Raw genomic sequence first — 24,157 nt, forward strand, 5'->3', positions numbered from 1 at the left:
TCCCGCCCCCTCCCTCCCACCTCCCTCTGCTGTCACTTGCTTTCGGAAGGAAACCCTCATGGAGACCATGCGCGACCGTTTCGCCCCCGTCATGGAACGACTTCTCGACGAGGACCCCCGGGTGGCCGTGGTGCTCGCCGAGATCGGCAAGGACGCCTTCGAGAAGTCGGCGCGCACCCGTCCCGACCGGGTGATCAACGTCGGCATCAGGGAGCAGCTGCTGGTCGGCGCGGGCGCCGGTCTCGCGCTCACGGGGCTGCGGCCCGTCGTCCACACCTTCGCGAGCTTCCTCGTGGAGCGGCCCTTCGAGCAGATCAAGCTGGACTTCGGGCACCAGGACCTGGGCGGTGTCCTGGTCAGCGCGGCGGCGTCCTTCGACTGGCCGGAGGGCGGCTTCACCCACATGTCGCCGGGCGACGTCGCGCTCCTCGACACCCTCGACGACTGGGCGGTGCACGTCCCCGGCCACCCGGACGAGGCCGAGACGCTGCTGCGGCACGCGGTCGCCCCGAACACCGGCACCGACAGCAAGGCGTACGTGCGCCTGTCGACGCAGGCCAACGCCGAGCCGATGCCGGTGGACGGGGAGCACTTCCTCACCGTGCGGGAGGGCGCTCGCGGAGTCGTGGTCGCCGTCGGACCGCTCCTCGACCAGGTGCTGGCCGCGACGGAGGGCCTGGACGTGACGGTCCTGTACGCGACGACGGTGCGCCCCTTCGACGGGGCGGCCCTGCGGCGGGCGGCGGAGGTCGCCGCGGCGGACGTCGTGCTCGTCGAGCCGTACCTGGCAGGTACGTCGGCGGCCGCCGCCAACGACGCCCTCGTCGATGTCCCGCACCGGGTCCTCGGCCTCGGCGTCGGCCGCCGTGAGCTGCGCCGGTACGGCCGCGTCGACGAGCACGTACGGGCGCACGGCCTCGACGCCGCGTCCCTCCGCGAGCGGATCGGCCGCTTCCTGGGGTGACCGCCCCGGCGGGGAGCGCGGAGCCGCCGGTCAGGAGGAGGGGCAGAAGATGCTCTCCACGGCGTCGTCCACGTCGAGCCGCACGTCGTTGGGCTTGACGCTCAAGGTGAACGACAACGCGAGCTGGCGGCGTCCGTCCGCCGAGTAGAAGGTCAGGGCCACGGAGCCGGGGGCCAGCCCGCCGGTGATGTACAGGTCGTCCCCGCAACCGCTGCTGTCGCCGCTGACGCCGCTGTCGCTTGCGCTGCCGCTGTTGTCGCCGTCGCCCCGCGGGTGTGTGGCGGTGGGCAGGCGGTCGGTCAGGACGCGCTGGAGTTCCGGCGGCAGCAGCTCGCCCCGGGTGAACGCCCGGTTGAAGGCGCTCACGTCGTGGGCGGTGGAGACCACCCCTCCTGCGCCCCCGGTGAGGCCGGCGTTGAACCGGTCCACGTCGCGCGGCCTGCCCTCGGTGTCGGGGTAGTAGCCGTGGCCGTGCGGCCCCTTGACGCCGTCCGGCGGCCTGACCATCAGGTAGGTCCTGGTCATCCCGAGCGGTGCGAAGAGGCGTGTGCGCAGCTCGGTGGCCAGGTCACGCCCGGTCACCTTCTCGACGACCATGCCGAGGAGGGTGTAGTTGGTGTTGGAGTAGGTCCACTTCTCGCCCGGCTCCCCGGTCCGGGGCCGACCGCGGCTCCACCGCACCAGGTCCAGCGGCCGGTAGGGGGTCGTGAAGTCGAACACGTCGAACGAGGGCTCTCCCTCGCTCCCGTCCGGGTTCGGCTTCCCGGCGTACCAGTCGGGGATGCCGGAGGTGTGCCGGAGCATCTGCCGCACCGTGATCTCGTCGGCCCGCGTCACCAGGTCCTGCTCCACCACCTCCGGCAGCAGGTCGCCGAGTGTGTCGTCCACTCCCAACGCGCCCTTCTCGACGAGTTTCAGCACCACGGTGGCCACCATCTGCTTGGTCTGCGACCAGATCCGGAAGCGGGCGTTCGGCGGTATCCTGCCGCCCTCGCCGTCCAGCAGCCGGGAGCCGGCGCTGCCGAGACCGAGGGACTTCCCGTCGACGTAGGCCCCGCCCACGACCCCCACGACCCCGGGAATCCTGGCCAGCTCCTCCACCGCCTCCTGCACGTTCCCGCCACTGCGCGCCGGGGCGGCGGTGGCGGGCTCGGTGGGGGCCACCATCAGCATGGCGACACCGGCGGCCAGCAAGGCCTTCCTCAGCCCCGGACGAACGTTCCCCTGCGACTTCCCGTACGACACGGCACATGCCCTCTCGTGAGCACCTTCCAAAGCCTGGGCAGCACGCCCTCGGCGGGGACCTCTGCGGTCCGTGCCGTCAGGGAAACAGGGGGAGGGTTTCGCCGGCGTATGCGTTTGTCGGTACGCGGGTGCCGAGGGACGTGTCGGGGGTGGCGTCCCGTGCTGGGCGCGGCTCAGTCCGCGGCGGGCAGGCCCAACTCCGGGTGCGAGTCGAGGAGTCGGGTGGGCGCGGCCTGCCGCCAGGAGTCGGCGAGGATGTCCTCCAGCTCCTCCTGGTCCAGGCATCTGAGGCGCACCCGCACCCAGGCGAAGTTCGCCTCGTGCTCCGCGATCCAGAACTTGTCCGGCTCGGCGAGCGCGAGCTCGTCGCGCTCCAGCTTCGGGCAGCGCACCGCGATGGACGTCTCGTCCTCCGGGAGCGTGGCGAACATCTTGCCCGCGACCCTGAAGGTCGGCATGGACCACGCGACCTTCTCCGTGGTGTCCGGAAGGGCGAGCGCGGTGCGGCGTACGTCGTCGGCGTTGACCATGGCCAGAACCGTAGCCAACCCGACTGACAATCGCCCGCGGGGCCGGGTCCCGCCGAGGAGCGGGGTCACGGAATCCGCGCGTCCAGCCAGTCCGTCAGGTCCTGCTGCACCTCGTCCCTGTTCGTCTCGTTGAGGATCTCGTGCCGCGCGCCCTCGTAGCCCTTCCAGGTCAGGTCCCTTACGCCCGCGTACCGGAAGTCCTCGAGGAGTTCGTACACGAGCGTCATCCGCTGGTTGCAGGGGTCCTCGGTGCCGACGGCGATGTGCACGGGCAGGTCGGAGGGGATCCTGGCCAGGTTCCGCGGGTCGTTGACCTTGCGGACGGCGCGCGTCCAGTCCAGCGAGAGGCCCGCGGAGAACGCGAACCCGCACCGCTCGTCGGCCACGTAGGCGTCGACCTCGGCCGCGTCGCGGGAGAGCCACTCGAATCCTGTGCGGTGTTCGAAGGGATCGTTGAAGGAGGCGAACAGTTCCCCCGTGAACGACGAGCGCGCCGCCCTGCCGCCTTTGGCGACCTCCTCGCCGAGCCGTGCCAGCGCCTCGTCGATCTCGGCGCCCGGCAGCGAGCGGAACGTACCGGAGAGGATCAGTCCGGTGAGGGTGTCCGGGTACTCCTGGGCGTAGTCGCGGGCCAGCATCGAGCCCAGGCTGTGGCCGAGCAGGACGACGGGGACGTCCGGGTGCAGGGCGCGGACCTGGTCGCCGATGGCCTTGAGGTCGTCGACGACCGCCCGCCAGCCGTCGGCCCCGGACTCCGGCTCCGCGTCGTCCGTGACCCCGTGGCCGCCCGTGGACCGGGCGGTGGCGCCGTGGCCGCGGTGGTCCGACGCGACCACCCCGTAGCCGTGCCCGACGAGGTGGCGCGCGAACCTGTCGTAGCGCAGACCGTGTTCGGCGGCGCCGTGCGCGATCTGCACGACGGCCCGTGGCCTGGCGTCGGCGGGCAGCCAGGTGTAGGTGGCGACGGGCACGCCGTCCGGCGCGTTCAGCAGGCCCGCGGTGTGGGTGACCCGCGCCCCGGCGGCGTGGTCGTGGTCCGGCATCGGTGTACTCCTCATCCTCGGCCTTCCCGGCACACCCTCCCCCGCACACGTGCGGTCAATCCCCTGGCGGCTGCTCGATGGTTCGGCGGGACCGTGGGCAGTGCTACCCGGCCGCTTCTCCCAGCGCCCCGAGGACGGGGGCGATGAGCGGATGGGCCTCGGCTCCGGTCCGTACGGCCGCGAAGACGCGCCGGGTGGGCGCGCTGCCGTCCACGGGCCGCACCACGGCGCCGGTGACCTCCATGCCCCGCAGCGCCGACCTCGGTACGAGGGCGACGCCCGCGCCCGCGGCGGCCAGCGCGACGACCGCCCGGAAGTCGTCCGAGGTGTGCTCCAGGACCGGCTGGAACCCGGCCTGTTCGCAGGCCAGCACGACCACGTCGTGGCAGGGGTTGCCGGGGAAGGGGCCGATCCACGGGTCCTTGGCCAGCTCGGCGAGGGGCACCCGCTCGCTGCCTGCCGCGCGGTGTCCCCCGGGCAGCACCGCGTCGAACGGCTCCGCGTACAGGGCGACCCGCGTGAGCCGGGAGTCGTCCGCCCCCGGCGCGCCCCGGTACTCCACGGCCACCGCGACGTCCACCTGCCGGTCGAGGACCATCGGCAGGCTGGCGTCGCCCTCGGCGTCCTGGACGCGGACCCGGATGCCGGGCGCGGTCTCGGCGAGCCGGGCGAGGGCGGGCGCGACGACGAGTCCGATGCCGGTGGCGAAGGACGCGAGCGTCACCGTGCCGGCCTCGCCGGAGCTGTACGCGGCCAGCTCGGCCTCCGCACGCTCCAGCTGGGCGAGGACGGCGTTGGTGTGCGCGAGCAGGATCTCGCCGGCGGGGGTGAGGCGCACTCCCCTCGCGGAGCGCTCCACCAGGCGGTGGCCCGTCTCCTGTTCCAGGGCGGTGAGCTGCTGGGAGACCGCGGAGGGGGTGAGGTACAGGGCGGCTGCGGCGGCTGTGACGGTGCGGTGGTCTGCGACCGCGCGCAGGATGTGCAGCCGCCGGGCTTCGATCATGCCGCCTATTCTCCCACCCGACCGCCCTCTCCTGGGGCTTCGCCCCTTGCCCCGCCATCGGCGCTTCACGCCTCGTCCTCAAACGCCGGACGGGCCGGAATTACCTCGGCGAGGATCTCGCGGCTACGCGCCCGCGGACTCCAGCTCGGTCCGCGCCGCCACGAAGGCGTCGACCGCGCGGTCTACGTCCGCCGTGGAGTGCGCGGCGGAGAGCTGGACCCGGATGCGGGCCTGGCCCTGCGGCACCACGGGGTAGGAGAAGCCGATCACGTACACGCCCCGGTCGAGGAGCAGCTCGGCCATGCGGCCTGCCACCGCGGCGTCCCCGATCATGACGGGCGCGATCGCGTGGTCGCCGGGCAGCACGTCGAAGCCCTCGTCGGTCATCCGGGAGCGGAAGAGTGCAGTGTTGGCGGCGAGGCGTTCGCGCAGGTCACCGGCCGACTCAAGGAGGTCGATGACCTTGAGGGAGGCCGCCGCGATCACCGGGGCGAGGGTGTTGGAGAACAGGTAGGGGCGCGAGCGCTGGCGCAGCAGGGCGACGATCTCGGCGCGCGCGGCGACGTACCCGCCGGAGGCACCGCCGAGGGCCTTGCCGAGCGTGCCGGTGATGATGTCGACGCGGTCCATGACGCCGTGCAGCTCGGGCGTGCCGCGGCCGCCGGGGCCGACGAAGCCGACGGCGTGCGAGTCGTCGACCATGACCATGGCGTCGTACCGCTCGGCGAGGTCGCAGATGTCGGCGAGCGGGGCGACGTAGCCGTCCATGGAGAACACGCCGTCGGTGACGATCAGCTTGCGCCGGGCGCCGCCCTCGGTGGCCTCCTTGAGCTGCTTCTCCAGGTCGGCCATGTCGCGGTTGGCGTAGCGGAAGCGGCGGGCCTTGGACAGGCGGATGCCGTCGATGATGGAGGCGTGGTTGAGGGCGTCGGAGACGACCGCGTCCTCGGCGCCGAGGAGGGTCTCGAAGACGCCGCCGTTGGCGTCGAAGCAGGAGGAGTAGAGGATCGTGTCCTCCTGCCCGAGGAACGCCGAGAGCCGCGCCTCCAGTTCCTTGTGCACCTCCTGGGTGCCGCAGATGAAGCGTACGGACGCCATGCCGTAGCCCCAGCGGTCGAGCGCCTCGTGGGCGGCGGCGATCACCTCGGGGTGGTCGGCGAGGCCGAGGTAGTTGTTCGCGCAGAAGTTCAGCACCTCGCCGGGGCGGCCACCCGCGGTGACGGCGACCTTCGCGGACTGCGGGGTGCCGATGACGCGCTCGGGCTTGTGCAGACCGGCGGCGCGGATCTCGTCGAGGGTGGCGGCGAGGTCGTCGCGTACGGAGTCGAACATCGAGGAGTCCTTCGGGAGTTCGGGAGTTCGGGAAGCGGGCGGGAACGGCAGCAGTCACGGGAGCCGCGGGCCGGGGCTGCGGGAGCCCCGAGCTGGGCTGCGGGAGCCGCGGGCCGGGATGCGGGAGCCGCGGGGGGCTCAGGCGGTCCAGTCGAGGATGACCTTGCCGCCGCGGCCGCTCGCCGCGTCGTCGAAGGCCTCCTGGAAGTCGCGGTACCCGTACCGCCCCGTGATCACGGGTGCGAGGTCGAGGCCGCCTTCGAGCAGCACCGACATGGCGTACCAGGTCTCGAACATCTCACGGCCGTAGATGCCCTTGATGGTGATCATCGAGGTGACGATCCGCGCCCAGTCGACGGCGAACTCCTCGGCGGGCAGGCCGAGCATGGCGATCTTGCCGCCGTGGGTCATGTTGGCGACCATGTCGCGCATCGCGCGCGGGTTGCCGGACATCTCCAGGCCGACGTCGAAGCCCTCGCGCAGGCCGAGGGCGCGCTGGCCGTCGGCGATGGTCGCATCGGCGACGTTGAGGGCGAGGCTGACACCGGTCTTGCGGGCGAGTTGCAGGCGCTCCTCGCTGACGTCGGTGACGACGACGTTGCGGGCGCCCGCGTGCTTGGCGACGGCGGCGGCCATCAGACCGATGGGTCCTGCGCCGGTGATCAGTACGTCCTCGCCGACCAGCGGGAAGGACAGCGCGGTGTGCACGGCGTTGCCGAACGGATCGAAGATCGCGGCGACGTCCAGGTCCACCGGCACCCGGTGCACCCACACGTTGGAGGCGGGCAGGGCGACGTACTCGGCGAAGGCTCCGTCGCGGCCGACGCCCAGGCCGACGGTGGCGCGGCACAGATGGCGCCGTCCTGCGAGGCAGTTGCGGCACTTGCCGCAGACCAGGTGGCCCTCGCCGCTGACCAGGTCGCCCGCCGTGACGTCGGCGACGTCACGGCCGGTCTCGACGACTTCGCCGACGAACTCGTGCCCGACCACGAGCGGCGCCGCGATGGTCTGCTGGGCCCAGCCGTCCCAGGCCCTGATGTGCAGGTCGGTGCCGCAGATCCCGGCGCGGAGCACCTTGATCAGCACGTCCCCGTGGCCGATCTGCGGCTCCGGTACCTCCATCAGTCGGAGACCCGGCTCCGCTTTCTCCTTGACCAGCGCTTTCACGCGACGGCTCCTGTCGTGCCTCAGGGGGTCGCCGGCGCTCGTACGACTCGCGTACGTCCCGTACCGGTGGCCCACACCGGTCGCACACCGACGCACAGCAATCTTCCGTACCTCGCGCCCCTGGTCCATCGAGGATTTCTTAAGCGCCGTCGCAGCTTTCCTTCAGACTCACCCTCGCCGCTCTCTTCGCCCTCTTCACTGTCTCCGTCCTCTCCGTCCTCTCCGTCCTCGCCGCTCTCTTCACTGTCTCCGGAACCCGGCGGCCCGCCCGCACGCGGGCCCGCCGGTGGAGCGGGGCGGTCCTAGCGGACCTGGCCGCGGGCGAAGTAGGCGACGAGCTCCGGGGCGAGTTCCGGCACCTCGCGGGGCGTGCCGCCGTCGCGCAGCGACTGCGTGGCCCGTACGCCGGCCGCGACGGCCATGCGCGCGGCCACCGGTGAGGTGTCGGTGGCTCCGCCGTCCCGCGCGAAGCGCACGAACTCCGTGATGAGCAGCGGATCCGCGCCGCCGTGCTCGTCGTCGTCCGGCACGTCCGGCACCGCGTACTCGGCGTCGCCGGTGGCGCGGTGCAGCGAGCGCCGGGTGTTCCAGACCCGCACCACGCCGCCGGGGCCGTCGCCGAAGTTCTCCAGGCGGCCCGCGTCACCGATGACGGTGTAGTTGCGCCAGTAGTCGGGCGTGAAGTGGCACTGCTGGTAGGCCGCGAGGACCCCGTTGTCCAGACGCATGTTGACCAGGGACACGTCCTCGATGTCGATGACGGGGTTGAGGGCGCGCTGGGTGTCGGGCGGCCAGTGCCCGTCCACGGTGTACCAGTCGTCGGCCTTGGGCTCGCCGGGCGCGCGGCGGTGCGGGTTGTCCCCGTAGACCATGAGGTCGCCGAGCGCCTGCACCTGACGGGTGCAGCCGCCCGCGAGCCAGTGCAGCACATCGATGTCGTGCGCGGCCTTCTGCACCAACAGGCCGGTGGTGTACCGCCGTTCGGCGTGCCAGTCCTTGAAGTACCAGTCGCCGCCGTAGCCGACGAAGTGGCGCACCCAGACCGTCTTGACGGCCCCGATCTCGCCGCGCGCGACGATGTCCCGCAGCAGGCGGACGACCGGCATGTGGCGCATGTTGTGCCCGACGTAGAGGCGGGTGCCGCTCTCGTACGCGGCGCGCAGGATCGCGTCGCAGGACTCGATGTCGATGGCGAGCGGCTTCTCCACGAACACGGGCTTGCCCCCGTGCAGCGCCTCGCAGGCGAGTTCGGCGTGGGTGTGGTCGGGTGTGAGGAGGACGAGGGCGTCGACGTCGGGGTCCTCGGACACCTCGCGGTGGTCGGCGGATATCCGGGCTTCGGGGAAGTCCCCGGCGGCCGCGGTGCGGGCCGCGGGGTCGGGGTCGGCGAGGGCGGTGACGCGGGAGCCCGCGCCGGGCCGGTGCGCGGTGCGGGCCAGCGAGCCACGCAGGCCGTAGCCGAGTACGCCGAGACGGAGGTCGGTCATGGGTGCCTTCCCTGTGCGGAGGACGGCTGCACAGCCTCGCCGCAGGACACGCTCGCTGTCCACGGCGCACCGCGTCACAGCGGGGCGCCGGCGTTCCCCTCGTCCTCGCGCCGCTGGATCCGTCCGGTGAGTTCGGCCGCCATCGCCTTGATGGTGTCGAGCCCTTCGCACCCCCAGGGCCGCGGCCGCACGTCGGCGACGCACACCGTGCCGAGCACGAGGCCGGACCGGTCGACGAGCGGCGCGCCCAGGTAGGAGCGGATCCCGAGCTCGTCGACGACCGGGTTGCCCGCGAACCTCGGGAAGTCGCCCACGTCCTCGAGGGCCAGCGCCCTGCCCCGCACCACCACGTGCGGGCAGTAGCCGCGCTCGCGCGCCATGTGCCGTCCCACGACCGCGGTGCCCCGCTCCGCCGCGTCGTCCCGGGGCGCCGCGGGCTCGGGCGTGTGCAGCCCGGCGAAGAACTGCTGTTCCTCACCGATGAAGTTGACCATGGCGTAGGGCGTGTCGAGGACGAGCGCGAGCCGGTCGGCGAACGCGTCGAGCGCGGGTTCGGGCAGCTGCCCGAGGCCAAGCTGCCGCAGCCGCCGCACCCGTGTGGACGCCTGCTTGTCGACCGGGGTGAGCAGCAGCCGTCCGGTCGCTTCGTACGTCATCGGCGTGCTCCCGGGCGTGGGCGTGGTCCCGTCATGGGCGTGCTCCTGGGGTCATGGGGTGCGGGCTCCGTACGTGGGGGTGGCGGGCGCGTGGGCGAGCAGGTGGCGTACGAGGGTGAGGAGCGTCTGCACGCCGGAGCTGGAGATGCGGGCGTCGCACCGCACCACGGGCACCTCCGGGTCGAGGTCGATGGCCGCGCGCACCTCCTCGGGTTCGTAGCGGTAGGCGCCGTCGAACTCGTTGACGGCGATGACGAATCCCATGCCGCGCTGCTCGAAGAAGTCGACGGCGGCGAAGCAGTCCTCCAGGCGGCGGGTGTCCGCGAGGACCACCGCGCCGAGCGCGCCCTCGGACAGCTCGTCCCACATGAACCAGAAGCGTTCCTGCCCTGGTGTCCCGAAGAGGTAGAGCACGTGTTCCGGGTCGAGGGTGATCCGGCCGAAGTCCATGGCGACGGTCGTCGTGGTCTTGTTCTCCACGCCCGACAGGTCGTCGGTGCCCTCGCTGACCGTCGTGAGCAACTCCTCCGTGCTCAGCGGCGCGATCTCGCTCACCGCGCCGACGAAGGTCGTCTTGCCGACCCCGAACCCGCCCGCTACGAGGATCTTCAGCGCGGTGGGGAAGGGGTCAGAGCTGTCGTCGTAATCCATCGAGCACTGCCTCCAACAGGGACCGGTCAGTGGGGTTGTGGTAGTAGTCCGGGGCTCTGGTCGTGATGGCCCCGCAGTCGACGAGGTCGGAGAGGATCACCTTGGTGACCACCGCGGGCAGCTTCAGCTGGGCGGCGATCTCGGCGACGGACGTGGGGGCCTCGCACATGCCGAGCGCCAGCGAGTGCTCGGGCCCCAGATAGCCGACCGGGACGGTGCCTGTCACCCGCACCTGCGACAGCAGATCGAGGTCCGCGGTGGGTCTGGTGCGTCCGTCGCTGACCGTGTAGGGGCGGATGAGCCGTCCCGCCGCGTCGTCGAGCCACGGCCCGTCGTGCGGGGCCCCCACGCTCAGGTCCTCATCGAGGCGGGTGCGGCGGCGCTCTGCCGCGGCGCCGTGACCAGGTAGGGCCTGACGCTCTTCACGAGCATCGCCATCTCGTACCCGAGCACGGCGGCGTCCGCGTCGCGTCCCGCGAGCACGGCGAGACAGGTGCCGGACCCCGCGGTGGACACGAACAGGAGCGTCGAGTCCAGTTCCACGACCACTTGGCGCACGTCCCCGCCGTCCCCGAAGCGCAGGCCCGCGCTGCGCCCCAGCGAATAGAGCCCCGACGCGAGGGCCGCCATGTGGTCGGCGCTGTCCGGGTCGAGGCCGTGGACCGACTTCACCAGTCCGTCGCAGGAGAGCAGGACGGCGCTCCGGGTGTGCGGCACGCGCTGCACGAGTCCGCTCATCAGCCAGTCGAGATCGGATACCTGGCCGGTCGGCGCATCGCTCGCCATGGTGGATCGACTCCTTGAAGTACGGGGGGTTCTCGATATCTCGGCGTTGTCGGGCCTCGTCGGCGTGCACGGGGGTGCGGGGCGGCGTCGAGGTCAGCCGCCCCGGTCGCTGCGGGCGGCCGGGGCGGCGCGCGGCACGGCCGCCTGGGCGAGGCCGATACCGCGCTGGAAGGCGGCCATCAGGCCCGGGTCGTGGCCCACGTGGTCGTCCTGGGGGCGGGGGGCGCGCAGGTCGCGCAACTGGGGCGCGAGGTGTTCCTGGGCGCGCCGCCGGGGAAGCTGCGGCCTGCCGACCCGCCCGCGCACGGGCCCGCTGAGGGGCACCGGCAGGGCTTCGGTGTGCTCGATGGCGCTCTGCCGGTCCTCGGCACGGATGCCCGGCACCGCTTCGGCGGGAGTGGGCCGGTCGTCCCGGGGCTCCCTGACGGGCAGGGGGGCGGGCGGGGCGCCGCCACCCGCCGGGGCCGGGGTGCCGTTCACGGCTGCGGAGTACGGGTACGGGGGGTGGGGTCCGGGCGGGACGGGCGCCGGGTCGGTGACGTACGGGGAGGGCGGCGGGGCGGTGCCCGGGGCGCCGTACGGGGAAGGCGGCGAGGCCGCATCGGGGACCCCGTACGAGGTCGGCCGCGAGGCCGTATCCGAGACCGCGTACGAGGACGGCGGCAAGGCGGGATCCGCGGTCCCGTACGGGGAAGGCGGCGAGGCCGCGTCCGGGACCCCGTACGAGGACGGCCCCGAGGCCGCGTCCGGGCCCCCGTACGGCGAGGGGGTCGCGGTGGCGGGGAGTGCGGGTTCCTGGCGCGGGCCCGGTACGAGGCCGTTCGCGGCGCTCGGCCCCGCCGCGGCGCCGGCTCGGGCCGTGGCCGGGGCGTCGTCCGGTGCGGCGCCGAGGAGGTCCTGGGGCACGATCAGGACGGCCTGCACCCCGCCGTAGATGTTGGTCTGAAGGCGCACCGCGATGCCGTGCCTGCGGGCGAGCGCGGAGACGACGAAGAGGCCGATGCGCCCGTCCTGGAGCAGGCTCGCGACGTTGACCTGGTCGGGGTCGGCGAGCAGGCGGTTCATCCGGCTCTGCTCGGTGAGGGGCATGCCGAGTCCGCGGTCCTCGACCTCGACGGCGAGCCCGGCGGTCACGAGGTTGGCGCGCAGCAGGACCTGGGTGTGCGGGGCGGAGAACACGGTGGCGTTCTCGACGAGTTCGGCGAGCAGGTGGATGACGTCGGCGACGGCGTGCCCGCGCAGGGTGCCCTCGATCGGCGGCACCAGCTTGACCCGGGAGTACTGCTCCACCTCCGCGATCGAGGACCGCAGGACCTCCGTCATGGTCACCGGCCTGCTCCACTGGCGCCGGGACATGGCACCGCCGAGCACGGCGAGGTTCTCCGCGTGCCGCCGGATGCGGGTGGCGAGGTGGTCGATGTGGAAGAGGCCCTTGAGCAGTTCGGGGTCCTCGACGGTGTTCTCCAGGTCGTCGAGGAGCGAGATCTCGCGGTGCACGAGGGACTGCAACCTCCGGGCGAGGTTGACGAAGACCTCCACCTTCTGCTCGCTGCCCGTCCGGCTGGAGAGCTGCGCGGCCTGCACGACGGCGGTGACGGCGCCGTCGTGGGCCAGGGACATCTCCTCGGCGAGCAGCCCGAGCCCGTCCCCGGCGCCCCCGCCCGGGACGGCGTGCCGGGCGGGCTCCTGGCCGCGCGCGGACGGTGTGTCGCCGCGGCGCAGCTGTTCGACGAGTTCGCACAGGTCCGCCTGGCCGCGCGCGGTGGCGCGGCGCAGCGCGAGGACGCGGTCGCGCAGCGACCTGGCGGCCCGCTCCGCGGCGACGGCGGCGATCGCGACGCAGCCGAGCCCGAGGACCGCGGCGGCGGCGAGCGCCCCCAGCAGCGGCGGCGCCGGGCGGGTTCCGTCGGCGCGGAGCAGCGCGAGCACGGCGGCCGTGCCGCACAGCCCCACCGCGACGGCGGGCAGCACGGCGAGGCGCAGGAGCTGGGGCCGTATGCGGGTCTCGGGCAGCGGCGGCGCGGCGCGGCTCCCGGATCTGCCGTGCCGGCCGCCCTCACGGCGGTCTGCGCGTGCTGCCGGTGCGCGAAGGTGAGACATCAGCGTCCTCGGTACGTTGCGACGGACGCCGCGGCGGTCCGCTGCGGCGCGTCGTCGATGGCATCGCGATGCCGGCCGGCAGGCCCCGATGTGATCCCTGCGTCGTCCGACGACCACTCACGGTAGTCGTCGACGCGGGAGGTGCGGTGGGCAGTTGACCAACTCCGGCGGGCAGCGTCCCGCTCTGGTATGACGCCTCGCACGGTTGCCCGAAAGTAATCAAACGGCCGAGCGACGTGGGGGGCGTACGTCCGTTCCCCACATCGCTCGGCCGGTGCCGTACCGCGCTTCGTACCCGCGGTCGGGCCGCGGGTCAGCCCACTCCGGCGACCTCGGGCCCGGGAGTGTTGGGCCTGGGCTTGCGCCGGTCCGCGCCCGGTTCGCCGTCGGTGGCGTCCTGCGCGATGCTCTGCCGGGCGCTCGCGGCCTCCGTTGCGGCCGGGGGCTCGGGGGCGGCCGGGGCCTCGGGGGCGGCTTCGTGGGCCGTCGCCGCGTCCCCCGCGAAGGCCCGCCACCACGGCAGGTCGGGCACCGAGCCGGACCCCGGTTCGAAGGGCTCGCCGGGGATCGGCAGGGCGACCGGGGCGCCCTCGGCGCGGGCCGCGGCGAGCGTGCTCTCGGCCGGCTCGGCCCAGGGGTGCGGGGCGAGGTTGAACGTGCCCCAGTGGATGGGCAGGAGCACGCCCCGCGCCCGGCCGCCCTGGAGGTCGAGGTGGGCGCGCATGCCCTCGTCGGGACGCATGTGGATGTCGGGCCAGAACTCCGAGTAGGCGCCGATCTGGATCATCGTGGCGTCGAACGGGCCGTACGCGGCACCGATGTCCGCGAAGCCGGGGAAGTAGCCGGTGTCACCGCTGTGGAAGACGCGGTGCTCGGGGCCGCGCACGCACCAGGACGCCCATAGCGTGTGCTGCTGGTTGCGCAGGCCGCGGCCGCAGAAGTGCCGCGCGGGCGTCGCCGTGAGGGTCAGACCGCCGACCTCGGTGGACTCGTGCCAGTCCAGCTCGCGCAGCCGGCCGGCGGGCACGCCCCAGTGCTCCAGGTGCGCGCCGACGCCGAGCGGCACCGCGAAGACCGTGTCCGTGCCGGCCAGGGCCTTGATGGTCGGCATGTCCAGGTGGTCGTAGTGGTCGTGCGAGATGACGACCGCGTCGACGGGGCCGAGCGCCGCCAGCGGCACCGGCACCGGATGCAGCCGCTTCGGCCCGGCGAAGGGGAACGGCGAGCAGCGCTCGCCCCACACGGGGTCGAAGAGCACCCGGTGCCCGTCAATCTCCGCGAGGACGGTGGAGTGCCCCATCCAGGTGAGCCGGAGCCCGCCGGCCGGGGGCACGGCGAGGTCGGCGAGGGTCGTCGCGTGCACCGGCACCGGGTGGGCCGGCGCACGGCGGGCCCGCTGCTCCTTGCGGAAGTAGCCCTTCGCGAACTCGAGGGCGGACCCGGACGGCCTGGTCCGGGCCCCCACCGGGTTCTGGAACGAGCCGTCGGCGAAGTTCGGCGAGCGGCGGATGCGCGCGAGGCGCGCGCCCGCGGGATCCGCACCGAACGCGGCGGACCGCAGCGAACGCAGCCGGGAGCTCGAGAACCGGGACACGGCACCTCCAGAAACAGGTTTGCTCGGGCTCCCCCATTATGTGCTCCCCCTCCGCGGACGCTCGTCGGGCCCGTGCCCGGCCCCGGGCAGGGCGGTGGTGGCCCGCGCGGTCACCCGGCACGACGTGCGTCGTCGCTGCGGGACGCGCGTAGCCGCGTAGGTAGGGTGCACGGCGTGACAAGAGTGCGGTTGAGCGTGGCGGAGCGGCGGGCCGAGCTGCTGACCGCCACCGTCGAGCAGATCGAGGTGCGCGGTGTGGCCGCCGTGCGCATCGCGGACGTCGCGGACGTGCTCGGCGTGAGCAACGCCCTGGTCCTCTACCACTTCTCCACCAAGGACGAACTCGTCGCCGCCGCGTTCGCGCACGCCGCCGAGACCGACCTGGCCCAGCTGCACAAGCTCCTCGGGCGGCGCACCTCGGCGGCGCGCCGACTGCGTGCGGCCGTGCGCTGGTACGCGCCGACGGGCCAGGCCAAGGGGTGGCGGCTGTGGATAGAGGGGTGGGCGTCGGCGCTGCGTGAGCCCGCGCTGCGGTCGGTCACCCATGATCTCGACCGCCGGTGGAAGGCGGCGCTCGCCGAGGTCATCGCGGAGGGCGTGGCCGCAGGTGAGTTCCGCTGCCCCGACCCCGCGGGCGCGGCCCTGCGCCTGACCGCCTTCCTCGACGGCCTCGCCGTCCAGATGACGGCCTACCCGGGCGCGGTGTCCCGCGCCCGGACCCGCTCCTGGGCGGACGAGGCACTGGCCCGTGAGCTCGGCCTGACCCCGGCGGACTTCCGGCGCTGAGCCGCCCCGCCGACTGCGACGGCGACTGCGAACCCGCCGGGGCCGAGGTCGCCGCCATCGCCGCCGTCGCCGTCATCGCCACCGCCGCCGTCCCGCCGTCGACGTCGCCGGGCCGCGCTCCCCCGCGCTCACTGCAACTCGTACACCGCCACCACCGACACCGTGTCCTCGATCTCCCCCGGCGCCAGCGGTACCCCGTCCTGCTTGGCGAAGGCCGCCGGGGACACCGCGAGGGGGCGTGGCGCGCTCGTCCCGGCCTCGTTGAGGGAGACCAGGCGGCCGAGGCGGCGGCCGGTCAGCCGCGCGTAGTGCTCGGCCTTGGCGCGGGCGTCCTCGTGCGCGGCCTGGCGGGACCGCGCACGCAGGGGGCGGGCGTCGGCGAGGTCGAAGGACACGCCGGTGATGCGCACGGCGTCCCCCGCGGAGCCCGCCGCCGCCTCGATGACCCGGCCGGTGCGGTGCAGCTCGCGGACCTTGACGCTGAAGCCCTGCGCGGCCCGGTACCCGCTCAGCTTGGACACCCCGCCGCGGTCCTCGTACACGGCCGAGAGCTCCAGGCTGTCGGTGCGGATGTCCCGGTCGGCGACGCGGTGCCCGCGCAGCGCGCCGAGCAGCGCGTCGGCGGCGGCGTGCTGGGCGGCGAGTGCCTTCTCCGCCGTCGGCGCGGTGGCCTCGACGGCCACGCCGACCACGGCCAGATCGGGCGCTGCGCTCGCGGAGCCCGTGCCGGTGACGGTCACCGTGGCCGGGGCGGGCTCGGGGCTGGTGGCCGCGGGTGCCCCGGCCGGGGCGGACACCGCGGGCGCCGCGTCGGCGGCGGCGGGCCCGGCGAGGGCAGCGGGCAGGCCGAGGGCGGCGAGCGCGAGGAGGGCGGCGGTGAGCGCGCGCACGGGCGGGAGCACGCGCACGGGCGGCAGCACGCGTACGGCACGGTGGGCCCGCGGGGCCGGGTGCGGTACGGGGGCGGCGGCAGCGGGCGTACGAGGGGCTCGGGTGGGCGGGCGCGGGGCTGCGGGCATGGGCGGGAGTCCTTCCGCTGTGGCGGTCCTCCGCCCCCACGGGGACGGCTGGCCGACATCCCAGCACCCGGGCGCCCGCGCACGGCTCCGCCACTCCCGCCCTGTCACCTCACCGGTCGCATCAGTGGTCCGCCGAGACTGCGGCGTCCGGTCGGCGGCACCGGGTCGGCGGCACCGGGGCACCCGTACCGAGCCGGCCGTCTCGGGGCAGCCGAGACGAGCGGCCGAGCTGAAGCACCCGTACCGAGCAGCCAAGACGAGCGGCCGAGACGAAGCGGCCGAGACGTGTCAGAGCAGCGGCATCAGATCGGGTCGCTTCGCCGCGACATGGTCCCCGGACGACTGGCCCCGCAGCCTCCGGCCGATCCACGGCACCAGGTGTTCGCGCGCCCACTGGACGTCGTCGCGCCGCCCCTCCAGGGGACCGCGCGGCGGCAGCGGCGGCCAGGGCTGCTCCGGGTCGGCCGGCACCTCGATGCCGAGCACCTGTCCGGCCCGCATGGCCACGCGGGTGTGCCCCTCGGGCGACAGGTGCAGACGGTCGGTGTCCCAGGCGCGCCGGTCCTGTACGGACTTCAGCGACCACAGGTCGAGTACCGGGCAGCCGTAGCGGTCGGCGACCGCGCGGACATGGCCGTTGTACGTGGCTATCTTGCCGCGCAGGTGCTTGAGGAGCGGCACGCGCCGGGTGTCGAAGCCCGTGGTGACGACGACGGTGCCGACGGCGGACGCGAGGTCCGCGACGGCTCTCTCGAAGCGCTCGGCGACCTCGTCCGGGTCGGTGCCCGGACGGATGATGTCGTTGCCGCCCGCGGCGAACGTGACCACGTCGGGGCCGAGTTCCTTGGCCCGCGGGACCTGGTCCGCGACGATCTGGTCGAGGAGCTTGCCGCGCACGGCGAGGTTCGCGTACCGGAAGGAGTGCTCGGGCACGCGGTCGTCGAGCAGGACGGCGAGCCGGTCGGCCCAGCCGACGAAGGTGCCGTCGGGTCCGGGGTCCCCCACCCCTTCGGTGAAGCTGTCGCCGACCGCTGCGTAGGAAGTGAAGGTGTCCGGGATGGCGTACGTGCTGAAGATTGTCGACTCTCCTGTCACGTCGTCACATCTTTCCTTCAGCCAAGTGACCTACGCCACCGTAATAAGGGGTTGACGGGGGGTGAGATAAGCCACCGGTCAAGATTGCACCAACCCGGAATACGTGCGGACCCCTACCCCCGCGTGCGCGGTGCCCGCACGCCCCGCGAGGGCCTCAGGGCACCCCTGCGGCACGACTGATTGCCTCAGGAACCCATGTCGTATCGTCGAAGGCCAACCATCCGCCGCAGACCGCAACCGTCGGCGCGTGCCGCCCCCAGCAGGAGGAGACCCCGTGACGCAGCAGGTCCCGTCGACCGAGCCCGATCTTGCGGGCGTGCGCAACTTCCGTGACGTGGGCGGCCTTCCGACGGTGGACGGTCGCCGGGTGCGGCACGGCGTGCTGTTCCGCAGCGGTCACCTCGCGCACGCCACCGCGGCCGACGCGGCGTTCCTCGCCTCCCTCGGCCTGCACACGGTCTTCGACTTCCGCAACGCCGCCGACCAGCGCCTGGAGGGGCCGGACGTGGAGCTGCCCGGCGTGCGGAACGTGAACCTGCCGCTGTCGGACCCGGCGGACGGCGCCGAGTTCTGGAGGATGGTCCGCGACGGAGACCTCGACCAGCTGCGCGCGGCGCTGTCCGACGGGCGGGCCGCCGGCCGGATGTCCTCCTCGTACCGCATGATCATCAAGGAGCGCACGGCCGAGCACGGCCAGGTGCTGCGCGCGCTCGCCGAGGACAGCGTTCCCGCGCTCATGCACTGCGCGGCGGGCAAGGACCGGGCGGGCCTCTCGATAGCGGTGACGCTCCTCGCGGTCGGTGTGGAGCGCGACGCGATCCTGGCGGACTACCTGAAGTCGAACGCCGCGCACCGCCGCTACAAGGTGCGCCGCGGCAGCTCGTCGGCGGACGCGATGGCCCCCGAGGTCCTGGAGCTCCTGAGCCCGCTGTTCGACGCCCGCGCCGAGTATCTGGCGGCGGCCTTCGAAACCGTCGAGCAGCTGTGGGGCGACACCGAGACCTATCTGGCGCGCGGCCTCGGCCTCACGCCGGAGACCCGGGACCGGCTGCGCGAGCGGCTCCTGGACTGACGGCGGGCGACGGCCGCCGCCGGTTCACTGGTTCTGGCCGCCGAGCACGAAGAGCAGATAGACGAAGAACGCGAACACGTGCCCCACGGCCACGTAGATGATCAGCCGGACCCACAGGGCGCGGGGGAACTTCTCCTCCATCACCATCCGGCGCCGGGGCTCGTGCGGCTCAGATTCCGTCATGTCTGCCTCCCTGGGTGGTGCCGCCGAGACACAGCGCGGTGGCGGGGCTCTGCAACAAGGTGTGGACGAAGAGGAAGTCGGCCCCGCCGGGGTCCGCTGCGGCGATCCGGTGCGGGGTCAGCGAGTCGAAGTGCGCGCTGTCCCCGGGCGCGAGTGTGTACGCGGTGTCGCCGAGCCTGAGCCGCAGCCGCCCCTCGATGACGTACAGCCACTCCTCGCCCGCGTGCACCCGCACGATGTCGCCCTGCGCGCCGTGCGGGACGTGCACGCGCAGCGCCTGCATGCCCCGTCCCGGTGCGCCCGCCTGCCAGTACGTCCAGCCGCCTGCCGCGGTGGGTTCCATGTCCGGTGCGCGGACGACGGCGTCCCGGTCGGCGGGCGTCTCGCCGAGCAGCTCGGAGACCGTCGTACCGTAGGTACGGGCCAGCGCGAGGAGCATGGGCAGCGACGGCTGGCGCTGTCCGGTCTCCAGGCGGGAGAGGTGCGCCGGTGAGAGACCGGCCGCGCGGGCCGCCGCCTCCAGGGTGAGGGCGGCGCGGCGGCGCAGCTCCCTGAGCTGGGGGGCGACGGCGGGCAGGGCGTCCACCGCCGGTGCCGCCTCGACGGCGTCGGGGGCGGTGTCGGCCTCGGCGGGGTTCATGCTTCGATTCAGCCAGAACATTGCCTCTGGGGCAACTTTATTGCCCCGGAGGCAAAACCCCAGGGCGGCCTGGCTGACGGCGACCGTCCGCTCGGCGGTGACCGCCTACTCGTAGGGGACCGCCCATTCGCAGAAGACCGCCTACTTGTTGGCGACCGCCTGCTTCACCAGTGTCTTGCCGAAGTCCCACATCAGTCCGCCGCCGCCGTGCGCGTCGTCCATCACGGCGGTGAAGGCCTCGACGAACCGGTCGACCTCCCGCTCCCCCACCGTGAGCGGCGGGATCAGCTTGATGACCTCAAGGTGGTCGCCGGAGACCTGGGTGAGGATCCGGTGCTTCTGCAACAGCGGCACGACCACCATCTGAGCGAACAGGCCCTTGCGCGCCGCCTGGAGCATCGTCCAGCGGCTGCGCAGCTTCAGCGACCGCGGTCTGCCGAACTCGATGCCGACCATGAGGCCACGGCCACGCACCTCGCTCAGCAGCTCGTAGCGGTCGACGAGGGCGGCGAGCCGGGACTTCAGGAGCTCCCCCGTCACCCGCGCGTTCTCGACGACCCCCTCGTCCCGCATGACCGCGAGGACGGCGAGTCCCGCCGCCATGGCCTGCGCGTTCGACCCGAAGCTCGCCGAGTGCACGAGGACGCGGTCCATCGACGAGTAGACATTCTTGAAGATCCAGTCCTTGCCGAGGGTCGCGCCGACCGGCACATAGCCTCCGGACAGCGCCTTGGCCACGCACACCAGGTCGGGCTCGACGCCCTCCTCGTGCTGGTAGGCGTAGAAGGCGCCGGTCCTGCCGAGGCCCGTCTGCACCTCGTCGGCGATCAGGAGCGCCTTGTGCCGGTGCAGCAGTTCCTGGGCGGCGCGCAGATAGCCGGGCGGTGGCTCGTGGACGCCCTTGCCCTGGACGGGCTCGACGATCAGCGCGGCGACGTCGCCCCGCGCCAGCTCCTTGCGCAGCGCGTCGAGGTCGCCGAGCGGTACGGCCGTGTCGGGCAGGAGCGGGGCGAAGCCGTCCCGGAACCCGGTCTCGCCGTTGACCGAGAGCGATCCCGTGGTCAGGCCGTGGAAGGCGTGCGCGCAGTACAGGACGCGGGGTCTGCCGGTCGCGTAGCGGGCGAACTTCAGGGCCGTCTCCACGGCCTCGGTGCCGCTGTTGCCGAAGAAGACGCGGTCCAGGTGCGGGCTGTGGGTGAGCAGCTGCTCGGCGAGCAGGCCCGGCAGCGGCTGGCAGTCGAAGCGGGTGAGATCGGCGAGGGAGGCGTCGAGGACGTCGTGCAGGGCCTTGCGGACGACGGGGTGGTGCCGGCCGAGGCCCATGACGCCGAACCCGGCGAGCATGTCCAGGTAGTCGTTGCCGTCGGCGTCCCAGAAGTACGCGCCCTCGGCCCGCTCGTAGACCTTGTCGAAGCCGATGGTGTGCAGCATGCGCGGCAGTTGATGATTGAGATGGCGGGCGTGCAGCTCGTACCGCTCGCCACTGCGCTCGGCGAGCAGCCTGCCGAGGTCGAACCCCTTGCTCATGCCAGTCATCCCCGCATCCCCCCTCTTCGGCTCACGCGCGCCAAGCCCGGCCCTCCTCGGCCCACACTCCCCAGGCCCGGCCCTCGCCCCGCACGCCACCTCATGCTCAGCCCTCCTCGGCGGGCGCGTCGGCCCTCTTGCGGCGGTTCGCGGCGGGCTTCCTCCGGCCCCCGGGGGCGGTCTTCTCCCGGCCGGGCGGCCCCGCCTGCCCCCCTACGCCCGCGACCCCGGTCGCGTCCTTGCGTGCGAGCGTCGCGCCGATGCTCCCGGCGATCTCCACGGGGGTGAGCCCCAGGTCCGCGAGCACCTCGCTGCGCTTGGCGTGCGCCAGGAACTGGTCGGGCACACCGAAGCGGCGTACGGGTACGTCCACCTCGGCCTCGCCGAGTGCCAGCGCGACCGCCGAGCCGACCCCGGCCGCCTTGCTGTTGTCCTCGACGACCGCGACGAGCCGGTGGCGCGCCGCCAGCGGGGGCAGCTCCGGGTCGACGGGCTTCACCCAGCGCGGGTCGACCACCGTGCAGCCGATGCCGCGCTCCGCGAGGAGGTCCGCCGCCTGGAGGCACACGGGCGCCATCACGCCCACGGCGACGAGCAGCACGTCGGCGGCGTCGACCCCCACGGCCTCGCCGACTCCGGCAGCCCCAGCCCCGGCGCCGGCGCCGGACGCGAGGCCACCGCGCAGCACATCCATGCCCCCAACCCGCCCCACGGCGGGAATCGCCGGGCCCACCGACTCCTTCGGGAAGCGCAGCAGCGTCGGCGCGTCGTCGACGGCGACGGCCTCGCGCAGCTGGGCCCGGAGCTGGTCGGCGTCGCGGGGCGCGGCGATCCTGAGGCCGGGGACGACCTGGAGGACGGACAAATCCCACATGCCGTTGTGGGAGGCGCCGTCGACGCCGGTGATCCCCGCCCGGTCGAGCACGAACGTGACTCCGCACCGGTGCAGCGCGACATCCATCAGGAGCTGGTCGAAGGCGCGGTTGAGGAAGGTGGCGTAGACGGCGACGACGGGGTGGAGGCCGCCCGTGGCGAGTCCGGCGGCGGCCACGGCGGCGTGCTGTTCGGCGATGCCCACGTCCCACACCCGGTCCGGGTAGGCCGCGGCGAAGCCCGTGAGCCCCACCGGGTGCAGCATGGCCGCCGTGATCGCCACGACGTCCTCGCGCTCGGCACCGATCCGTACGATCTCCTCGCCGAACACCGAGGTCCAGGAGGGCCCGCCGGACGGCGTGAGCGGCTCGCAGGTGAGCGGGTCCATGACGCCGACGGTGTGGAAGCGGTCCGCTTCGTCGGCGAGGGCGGGTTCGTAGCCGCGGCCCTTCTCGGTCAGGCAGTGCACGATGACCGGGCCGTGAAAGCGTTTCGCGCGCCGCAGCGCCGACTCGACGGCCCGGGTGTCGTGGCCGTCGATCGGCCCGACGTACTTCAGGCCGAGGTCCTCGAACATGCCCTGCGGCGCGAAGGCGTCCTTGAAGCCCTTCTTGGCGCCGTGCAGCGACTCGTACAGGGTGCGCCCGATCAGGGGCGTGCGCTGGAGGACGTCCTTGCCCCAGGCGAGGACCTGTTCATAGCCGTCGGTGGTGCGCAGGGTGGCCAGGTGGTCGGCGAGGCCGCCGATGGTGGGGGCGTAGGACCGCTCGTTGTCGTTCACGACGATGATCAGCGGCCGGTCCTTCGCGGCGGCGATGTTGTTCAGCGCCTCCCAGGCCATCCCGCCGGTGAGCGCCCCGTCCCCGATGACGGCCACCACGTGCCCGTGCTCGCCGAGTACCTGATGGGCCTTGGCGAGGCCGTCCGCCCAGCCGAGCGCGGTCGAGGCGTGGCTGTTCTCGACGATGTCGTGCACCGACTCCGCGCGCGAGGGGTAGCCGGAGAGACCGCCCTTGCCGCGCAGCTTCGAGAAGTCCTGCCGCCCGGTCAGCAACTTGTGCACGTAGCTCTGGTGGCCGGTGTCCCACACGATGCGGTCGACCGGCGACTCGAAGACCCGGTGCAGGGCGATGGTGAGCTCCACCACGCCCAGGTTGGGCCCGAGATGGCCGCCGGTCCTCGCGACCGCGTGGACCAGGAACTGCCGGATCTCCTCCGCCAGTTCGGCGAGGTCGGACTCGGACAGCGCCTTCAGGTCGCGCGGCCCCCTGATCGTCTCCAGGATGGTCATGCTCGGGCCCCCTTACTGGTTGTTCCACTCACCGTCTTACCGGTCGTGCGACTCGCTCCCGTGCTCGTACCTGTCGTGTGGACCCGGCTCTCACCCGCGGTTGCTGGCGACGGTCTCGCGCATGGCCCGCAGGGACTCCTTGAGGGAGCCCATGGTGGCGAGCACGGCCGTCGGCTCGTAGCCGCAGTGCGCCATGCAGTTGGCGCACCGGTCGTCCTTGCCGCGGCCGTACTTGGACCAGTCGGTCTCCTCGATCAGCTCCCGGTACGTCGGGACGTAGCCGTCGCTCATCAGGTAGCAGGGGCGCTGCCAGCCGAAGAGCGAGTAGTTGGGGATCGCCCACGCCGTGCACGGGAAGTCGACCTTGCCCTCCAGGAAGTCGAGGAACAGCGGCGAGTGGTTCAGCCGCCAGCGCCGCCGGTTGCCGCCGGCGAAGGTCTTCCTGAACAGTTCACGGGTCTGTTCGACACCCAGGAAGTGCTCCTGGTCGGGTGCCTTCTCGTAGGCGTAGGCGGGCGACAGCATCATCTCGTCGACCTTCAGTTCGTCATTGAGGAAGTTCAGGACCTCGATGATCGTCTGCGGGGTGTCGGTGTTGAAGAAGGTCGAGTTGGTGGTCACCCGGAAGCCGCGCCGCTTGGCCTCCTTGATGGCCTCGACCGCCTCGTCGAACACCCCCTCCTTCGCCACCGACTCGTCGTGCCGTTCCCGCATCCCGTCGATGTGCACGGCGAACGCGAAATAGGGCGAGGGCGTGAACTTTTCCATCTTCTTGCGCAGCAACATGGCATTGGTGCAAAGGAAAACGTACTTCTTCTTGGCGACGAGCTGCCGCACGATCTCATCGATCTGCGGGTGCATCAACGGCTCGCCACCGGCGATCGACACCATCGGCGCGCCCGACTCGAGAACGGCGCCCACGGCCTGCGCCACCGGCATGCGCTGCTTGAGCACACCGGCCGGGTGCTGGATCTTGCCGCAGCCCTCACACTTCAAATTGCACGCGAAAAGCGGTTCCAACTCGACGATCAGCGGGAACTTGTCCCGCTTGCGCAGCTTCTGTTCCATGAGATACGTCGCGACCTTGATGGACTGGCGCAGCGGCATGGCCAT

Annotated in this window: 23 protein-coding genes; 3 read left to right on the plus strand and 20 right to left on the minus strand. The window is 72.9% G+C overall.

All coding sequences use genetic code 11. The annotated features are described in order from the left end of the window. The first annotated feature begins 58 nt into the window (after positions 1 to 58). The gene (locus tag ACH4DX_RS08580; protein ID WP_398154527.1) at positions 59 to 964 is read left to right on the plus strand and encodes a transketolase family protein; all 906 of its coding nucleotides are present in this window, start codon (positions 59 to 61) and stop codon (positions 962 to 964) included. Positions 965 to 994: 30 nt separating this feature from the next. Here ACH4DX_RS08580 and ACH4DX_RS08585 read toward each other — a convergent pair whose 3' ends face one another. The 13 genes from ACH4DX_RS08585 to ACH4DX_RS08645 form a co-directional block, all read right to left on the minus strand. Continuing rightward, on the minus strand, positions 995 to 2,158 hold the full coding sequence (locus ACH4DX_RS08585; RefSeq protein ID WP_398154528.1) for a serine hydrolase domain-containing protein: 1,164 nt from the start codon (positions 2,156 to 2,158) through the stop codon (positions 995 to 997). Between the two features lie 224 nt (positions 2,159 to 2,382). Continuing rightward, positions 2,383 to 2,739: an MmcQ/YjbR family DNA-binding protein gene (locus tag ACH4DX_RS08590; protein ID WP_398154529.1), complete on the minus strand. Its 357-nt coding sequence runs from the start codon at positions 2,737 to 2,739 to the stop codon at positions 2,383 to 2,385. A 65-nt stretch (positions 2,740 to 2,804) separates the two neighbouring features. Then, positions 2,805 to 3,782 carry an alpha/beta fold hydrolase gene (locus ACH4DX_RS08595; protein WP_398154530.1) on the minus strand — a complete coding sequence of 326 codons (978 nt, stop codon included), beginning with the start codon at positions 3,780 to 3,782 and terminating at the stop codon, positions 2,805 to 2,807. A 103-nt stretch (positions 3,783 to 3,885) separates the two neighbouring features. Beyond that, entirely contained in the window at positions 3,886 to 4,785 is a 900-nt protein-coding gene (locus ACH4DX_RS08600; RefSeq protein WP_398114649.1) for a LysR family transcriptional regulator, read from the minus strand. Between the two features lie 123 nt (positions 4,786 to 4,908). Beyond that, complete coding sequence (locus ACH4DX_RS08605) at positions 4,909 to 6,117, minus strand: glycine C-acetyltransferase (RefSeq protein ID WP_398154531.1); 1,209 nt, start codon at positions 6,115 to 6,117, stop codon at positions 4,909 to 4,911. Between the two features lie 138 nt (positions 6,118 to 6,255). Next, positions 6,256 to 7,284, minus strand: a complete 1,029-nt coding sequence (gene tdh, locus ACH4DX_RS08610) for an L-threonine 3-dehydrogenase (RefSeq protein WP_398154532.1) — start codon at positions 7,282 to 7,284, stop codon at positions 6,256 to 6,258. A 302-nt stretch (positions 7,285 to 7,586) separates the two neighbouring features. Continuing rightward, positions 7,587 to 8,771, minus strand: coding sequence for a Gfo/Idh/MocA family protein (locus ACH4DX_RS08615; protein ID WP_398154533.1), 1,185 nt, complete (start codon positions 8,769 to 8,771; stop codon positions 7,587 to 7,589). A 74-nt stretch (positions 8,772 to 8,845) separates the two neighbouring features. After that, a complete protein-coding gene (locus ACH4DX_RS08620; RefSeq protein WP_398154534.1) occupies positions 8,846 to 9,427 on the minus strand; it encodes a GAF domain-containing protein in 582 nt (193 codons plus the stop codon). Between the two features lie 51 nt (positions 9,428 to 9,478). Further along, positions 9,479 to 10,078 (minus strand): GTP-binding protein, encoded by a 600-nt coding sequence (locus tag ACH4DX_RS08625; protein WP_398154535.1) that lies wholly within the window; start codon positions 10,076 to 10,078, stop codon positions 9,479 to 9,481. Further along, the gene (locus tag ACH4DX_RS08630) at positions 10,056 to 10,427 is read right to left on the minus strand and encodes a DUF742 domain-containing protein (RefSeq protein WP_398114660.1); all 372 of its coding nucleotides are present in this window, start codon (positions 10,425 to 10,427) and stop codon (positions 10,056 to 10,058) included. The genes ACH4DX_RS08625 and ACH4DX_RS08630 overlap by 23 nt, the downstream gene beginning before the upstream one ends. 2 nt (positions 10,428 to 10,429) lie before the next feature. Next, a complete protein-coding gene (locus tag ACH4DX_RS08635; protein ID WP_398114662.1) occupies positions 10,430 to 10,864 on the minus strand; it encodes a roadblock/LC7 domain-containing protein in 435 nt (144 codons plus the stop codon). Between the two features lie 93 nt (positions 10,865 to 10,957). Beyond that, positions 10,958 to 12,964: an ATP-binding protein gene (locus tag ACH4DX_RS08640; RefSeq protein ID WP_398154536.1), complete on the minus strand. Its 2,007-nt coding sequence runs from the start codon at positions 12,962 to 12,964 to the stop codon at positions 10,958 to 10,960. A 313-nt stretch (positions 12,965 to 13,277) separates the two neighbouring features. Continuing rightward, complete coding sequence (locus ACH4DX_RS08645) at positions 13,278 to 14,558, minus strand: MBL fold metallo-hydrolase (RefSeq protein ID WP_398154537.1); 1,281 nt, start codon at positions 14,556 to 14,558, stop codon at positions 13,278 to 13,280. 174 nt (positions 14,559 to 14,732) lie between these two features. On the opposite strand from ACH4DX_RS08645, the gene ACH4DX_RS08650 reads away from it, so the two are divergent. Then, positions 14,733 to 15,344, plus strand: coding sequence for a TetR family transcriptional regulator C-terminal domain-containing protein (locus ACH4DX_RS08650; RefSeq protein WP_398154538.1), 612 nt, complete (start codon positions 14,733 to 14,735; stop codon positions 15,342 to 15,344). 128 nt (positions 15,345 to 15,472) lie between these two features. On the opposite strand, the gene ACH4DX_RS08655 is transcribed toward ACH4DX_RS08650, so the two are convergent. Together ACH4DX_RS08655 and ACH4DX_RS08660 are read right to left on the minus strand one after the other, a co-directional pair. After that, positions 15,473 to 16,363, minus strand: coding sequence for an SIMPL domain-containing protein (locus ACH4DX_RS08655; protein WP_398154539.1), 891 nt, complete (start codon positions 16,361 to 16,363; stop codon positions 15,473 to 15,475). A gap of 288 nt (positions 16,364 to 16,651) precedes the next feature. Beyond that, positions 16,652 to 17,458 carry an SGNH/GDSL hydrolase family protein gene (locus tag ACH4DX_RS08660; RefSeq protein ID WP_398154540.1) on the minus strand — a complete coding sequence of 269 codons (807 nt, stop codon included), beginning with the start codon at positions 17,456 to 17,458 and terminating at the stop codon, positions 16,652 to 16,654. Positions 17,459 to 17,732: 274 nt separating this feature from the next. Between ACH4DX_RS08660 and ACH4DX_RS08665 the strand changes: the two genes are divergently transcribed. After that, positions 17,733 to 18,530 (plus strand): tyrosine-protein phosphatase, encoded by a 798-nt coding sequence (locus ACH4DX_RS08665; protein ID WP_398114673.1) that lies wholly within the window; start codon positions 17,733 to 17,735, stop codon positions 18,528 to 18,530. A 24-nt stretch (positions 18,531 to 18,554) separates the two neighbouring features. Here the strand turns inward: ACH4DX_RS08665 and ACH4DX_RS08670 are convergent, their stop codons facing one another. The 5 genes from ACH4DX_RS08670 to hpnH all read right to left on the minus strand — a co-directional run bounded on the left by ACH4DX_RS08670 (position 18,555) and on the right by hpnH (position 24,157). Continuing rightward, positions 18,555 to 18,671: a DUF6126 family protein gene (locus ACH4DX_RS08670; RefSeq protein ID WP_398116037.1), complete on the minus strand. Its 117-nt coding sequence runs from the start codon at positions 18,669 to 18,671 to the stop codon at positions 18,555 to 18,557. Between the two features lie 28 nt (positions 18,672 to 18,699). Then, on the minus strand, positions 18,700 to 19,353 hold the full coding sequence (locus ACH4DX_RS08675) for a helix-turn-helix domain-containing protein (RefSeq protein WP_398114675.1): 654 nt from the start codon (positions 19,351 to 19,353) through the stop codon (positions 18,700 to 18,702). 141 nt (positions 19,354 to 19,494) lie between these two features. Beyond that, on the minus strand, positions 19,495 to 20,889 hold the full coding sequence (locus ACH4DX_RS08680) for an aspartate aminotransferase family protein (protein WP_398154541.1): 1,395 nt from the start codon (positions 20,887 to 20,889) through the stop codon (positions 19,495 to 19,497). Positions 20,890 to 20,986: 97 nt separating this feature from the next. Next, the gene (gene dxs / locus ACH4DX_RS08685; protein ID WP_398154542.1) at positions 20,987 to 23,044 is read right to left on the minus strand and encodes a 1-deoxy-D-xylulose-5-phosphate synthase; all 2,058 of its coding nucleotides are present in this window, start codon (positions 23,042 to 23,044) and stop codon (positions 20,987 to 20,989) included. A 90-nt stretch (positions 23,045 to 23,134) separates the two neighbouring features. Then, positions 23,135 to 24,157 (minus strand): adenosyl-hopene transferase HpnH, encoded by a 1,023-nt coding sequence (hpnH, locus tag ACH4DX_RS08690; protein ID WP_398154543.1) that lies wholly within the window; start codon positions 24,155 to 24,157, stop codon positions 23,135 to 23,137.

The organism is Streptomyces sp. NPDC017940, from assembly GCF_044328435.1.
Lineage (GTDB): Bacteria > Actinomycetota > Actinomycetes > Streptomycetales > Streptomycetaceae > Streptomyces.

Excerpts from the sequence above, each read along its gene's own strand:
- ACH4DX_RS08580 (WP_398154527.1), top strand. The coding sequence starts at position 59 with ATGGAGACCATGCGCGACCGTTTCGCCCCCGTCATGGAACGACTTCTC.
- ACH4DX_RS08590 (WP_398154529.1), bottom strand. The coding sequence starts at position 2,739 with ATGGTCAACGCCGACGACGTACGCCGCACCGCGCTCGCCCTTCCGGAC.
- ACH4DX_RS08595 (WP_398154530.1), bottom strand. The coding sequence starts at position 3,782 with ATGCCGGACCACGACCACGCCGCCGGGGCGCGGGTCACCCACACCGCG.
- ACH4DX_RS08600 (WP_398114649.1), bottom strand. The coding sequence starts at position 4,785 with ATGATCGAAGCCCGGCGGCTGCACATCCTGCGCGCGGTCGCAGACCAC.
- ACH4DX_RS08605 (WP_398154531.1), bottom strand. The coding sequence starts at position 6,117 with ATGTTCGACTCCGTACGCGACGACCTCGCCGCCACCCTCGACGAGATC.
- ACH4DX_RS08615 (WP_398154533.1), bottom strand. The coding sequence starts at position 8,771 with ATGACCGACCTCCGTCTCGGCGTACTCGGCTACGGCCTGCGTGGCTCG.
- ACH4DX_RS08620 (WP_398154534.1), bottom strand. The coding sequence starts at position 9,427 with ATGACGTACGAAGCGACCGGACGGCTGCTGCTCACCCCGGTCGACAAG.
- ACH4DX_RS08625 (WP_398154535.1), bottom strand. The coding sequence starts at position 10,078 with ATGGATTACGACGACAGCTCTGACCCCTTCCCCACCGCGCTGAAGATC.
- ACH4DX_RS08635 (WP_398114662.1), bottom strand. The coding sequence starts at position 10,864 with ATGGCGAGCGATGCGCCGACCGGCCAGGTATCCGATCTCGACTGGCTG.
- ACH4DX_RS08640 (WP_398154536.1), bottom strand. The coding sequence starts at position 12,964 with ATGTCTCACCTTCGCGCACCGGCAGCACGCGCAGACCGCCGTGAGGGC.
- ACH4DX_RS08655 (WP_398154539.1), bottom strand. The coding sequence starts at position 16,363 with ATGCCCGCAGCCCCGCGCCCGCCCACCCGAGCCCCTCGTACGCCCGCT.
- ACH4DX_RS08670 (WP_398116037.1), bottom strand. The coding sequence starts at position 18,671 with ATGGAGGAGAAGTTCCCCCGCGCCCTGTGGGTCCGGCTGATCATCTAC.
- ACH4DX_RS08675 (WP_398114675.1), bottom strand. The coding sequence starts at position 19,353 with ATGAACCCCGCCGAGGCCGACACCGCCCCCGACGCCGTCGAGGCGGCA.
- ACH4DX_RS08680 (WP_398154541.1), bottom strand. The coding sequence starts at position 20,889 with ATGACTGGCATGAGCAAGGGGTTCGACCTCGGCAGGCTGCTCGCCGAG.
- dxs (WP_398154542.1), bottom strand. The coding sequence starts at position 23,044 with ATGACCATCCTGGAGACGATCAGGGGGCCGCGCGACCTGAAGGCGCTG.
- hpnH (WP_398154543.1), bottom strand. The coding sequence starts at position 24,157 with ATGGCCATGCCGCTGCGCCAGTCCATCAAGGTCGCGACGTATCTCATG.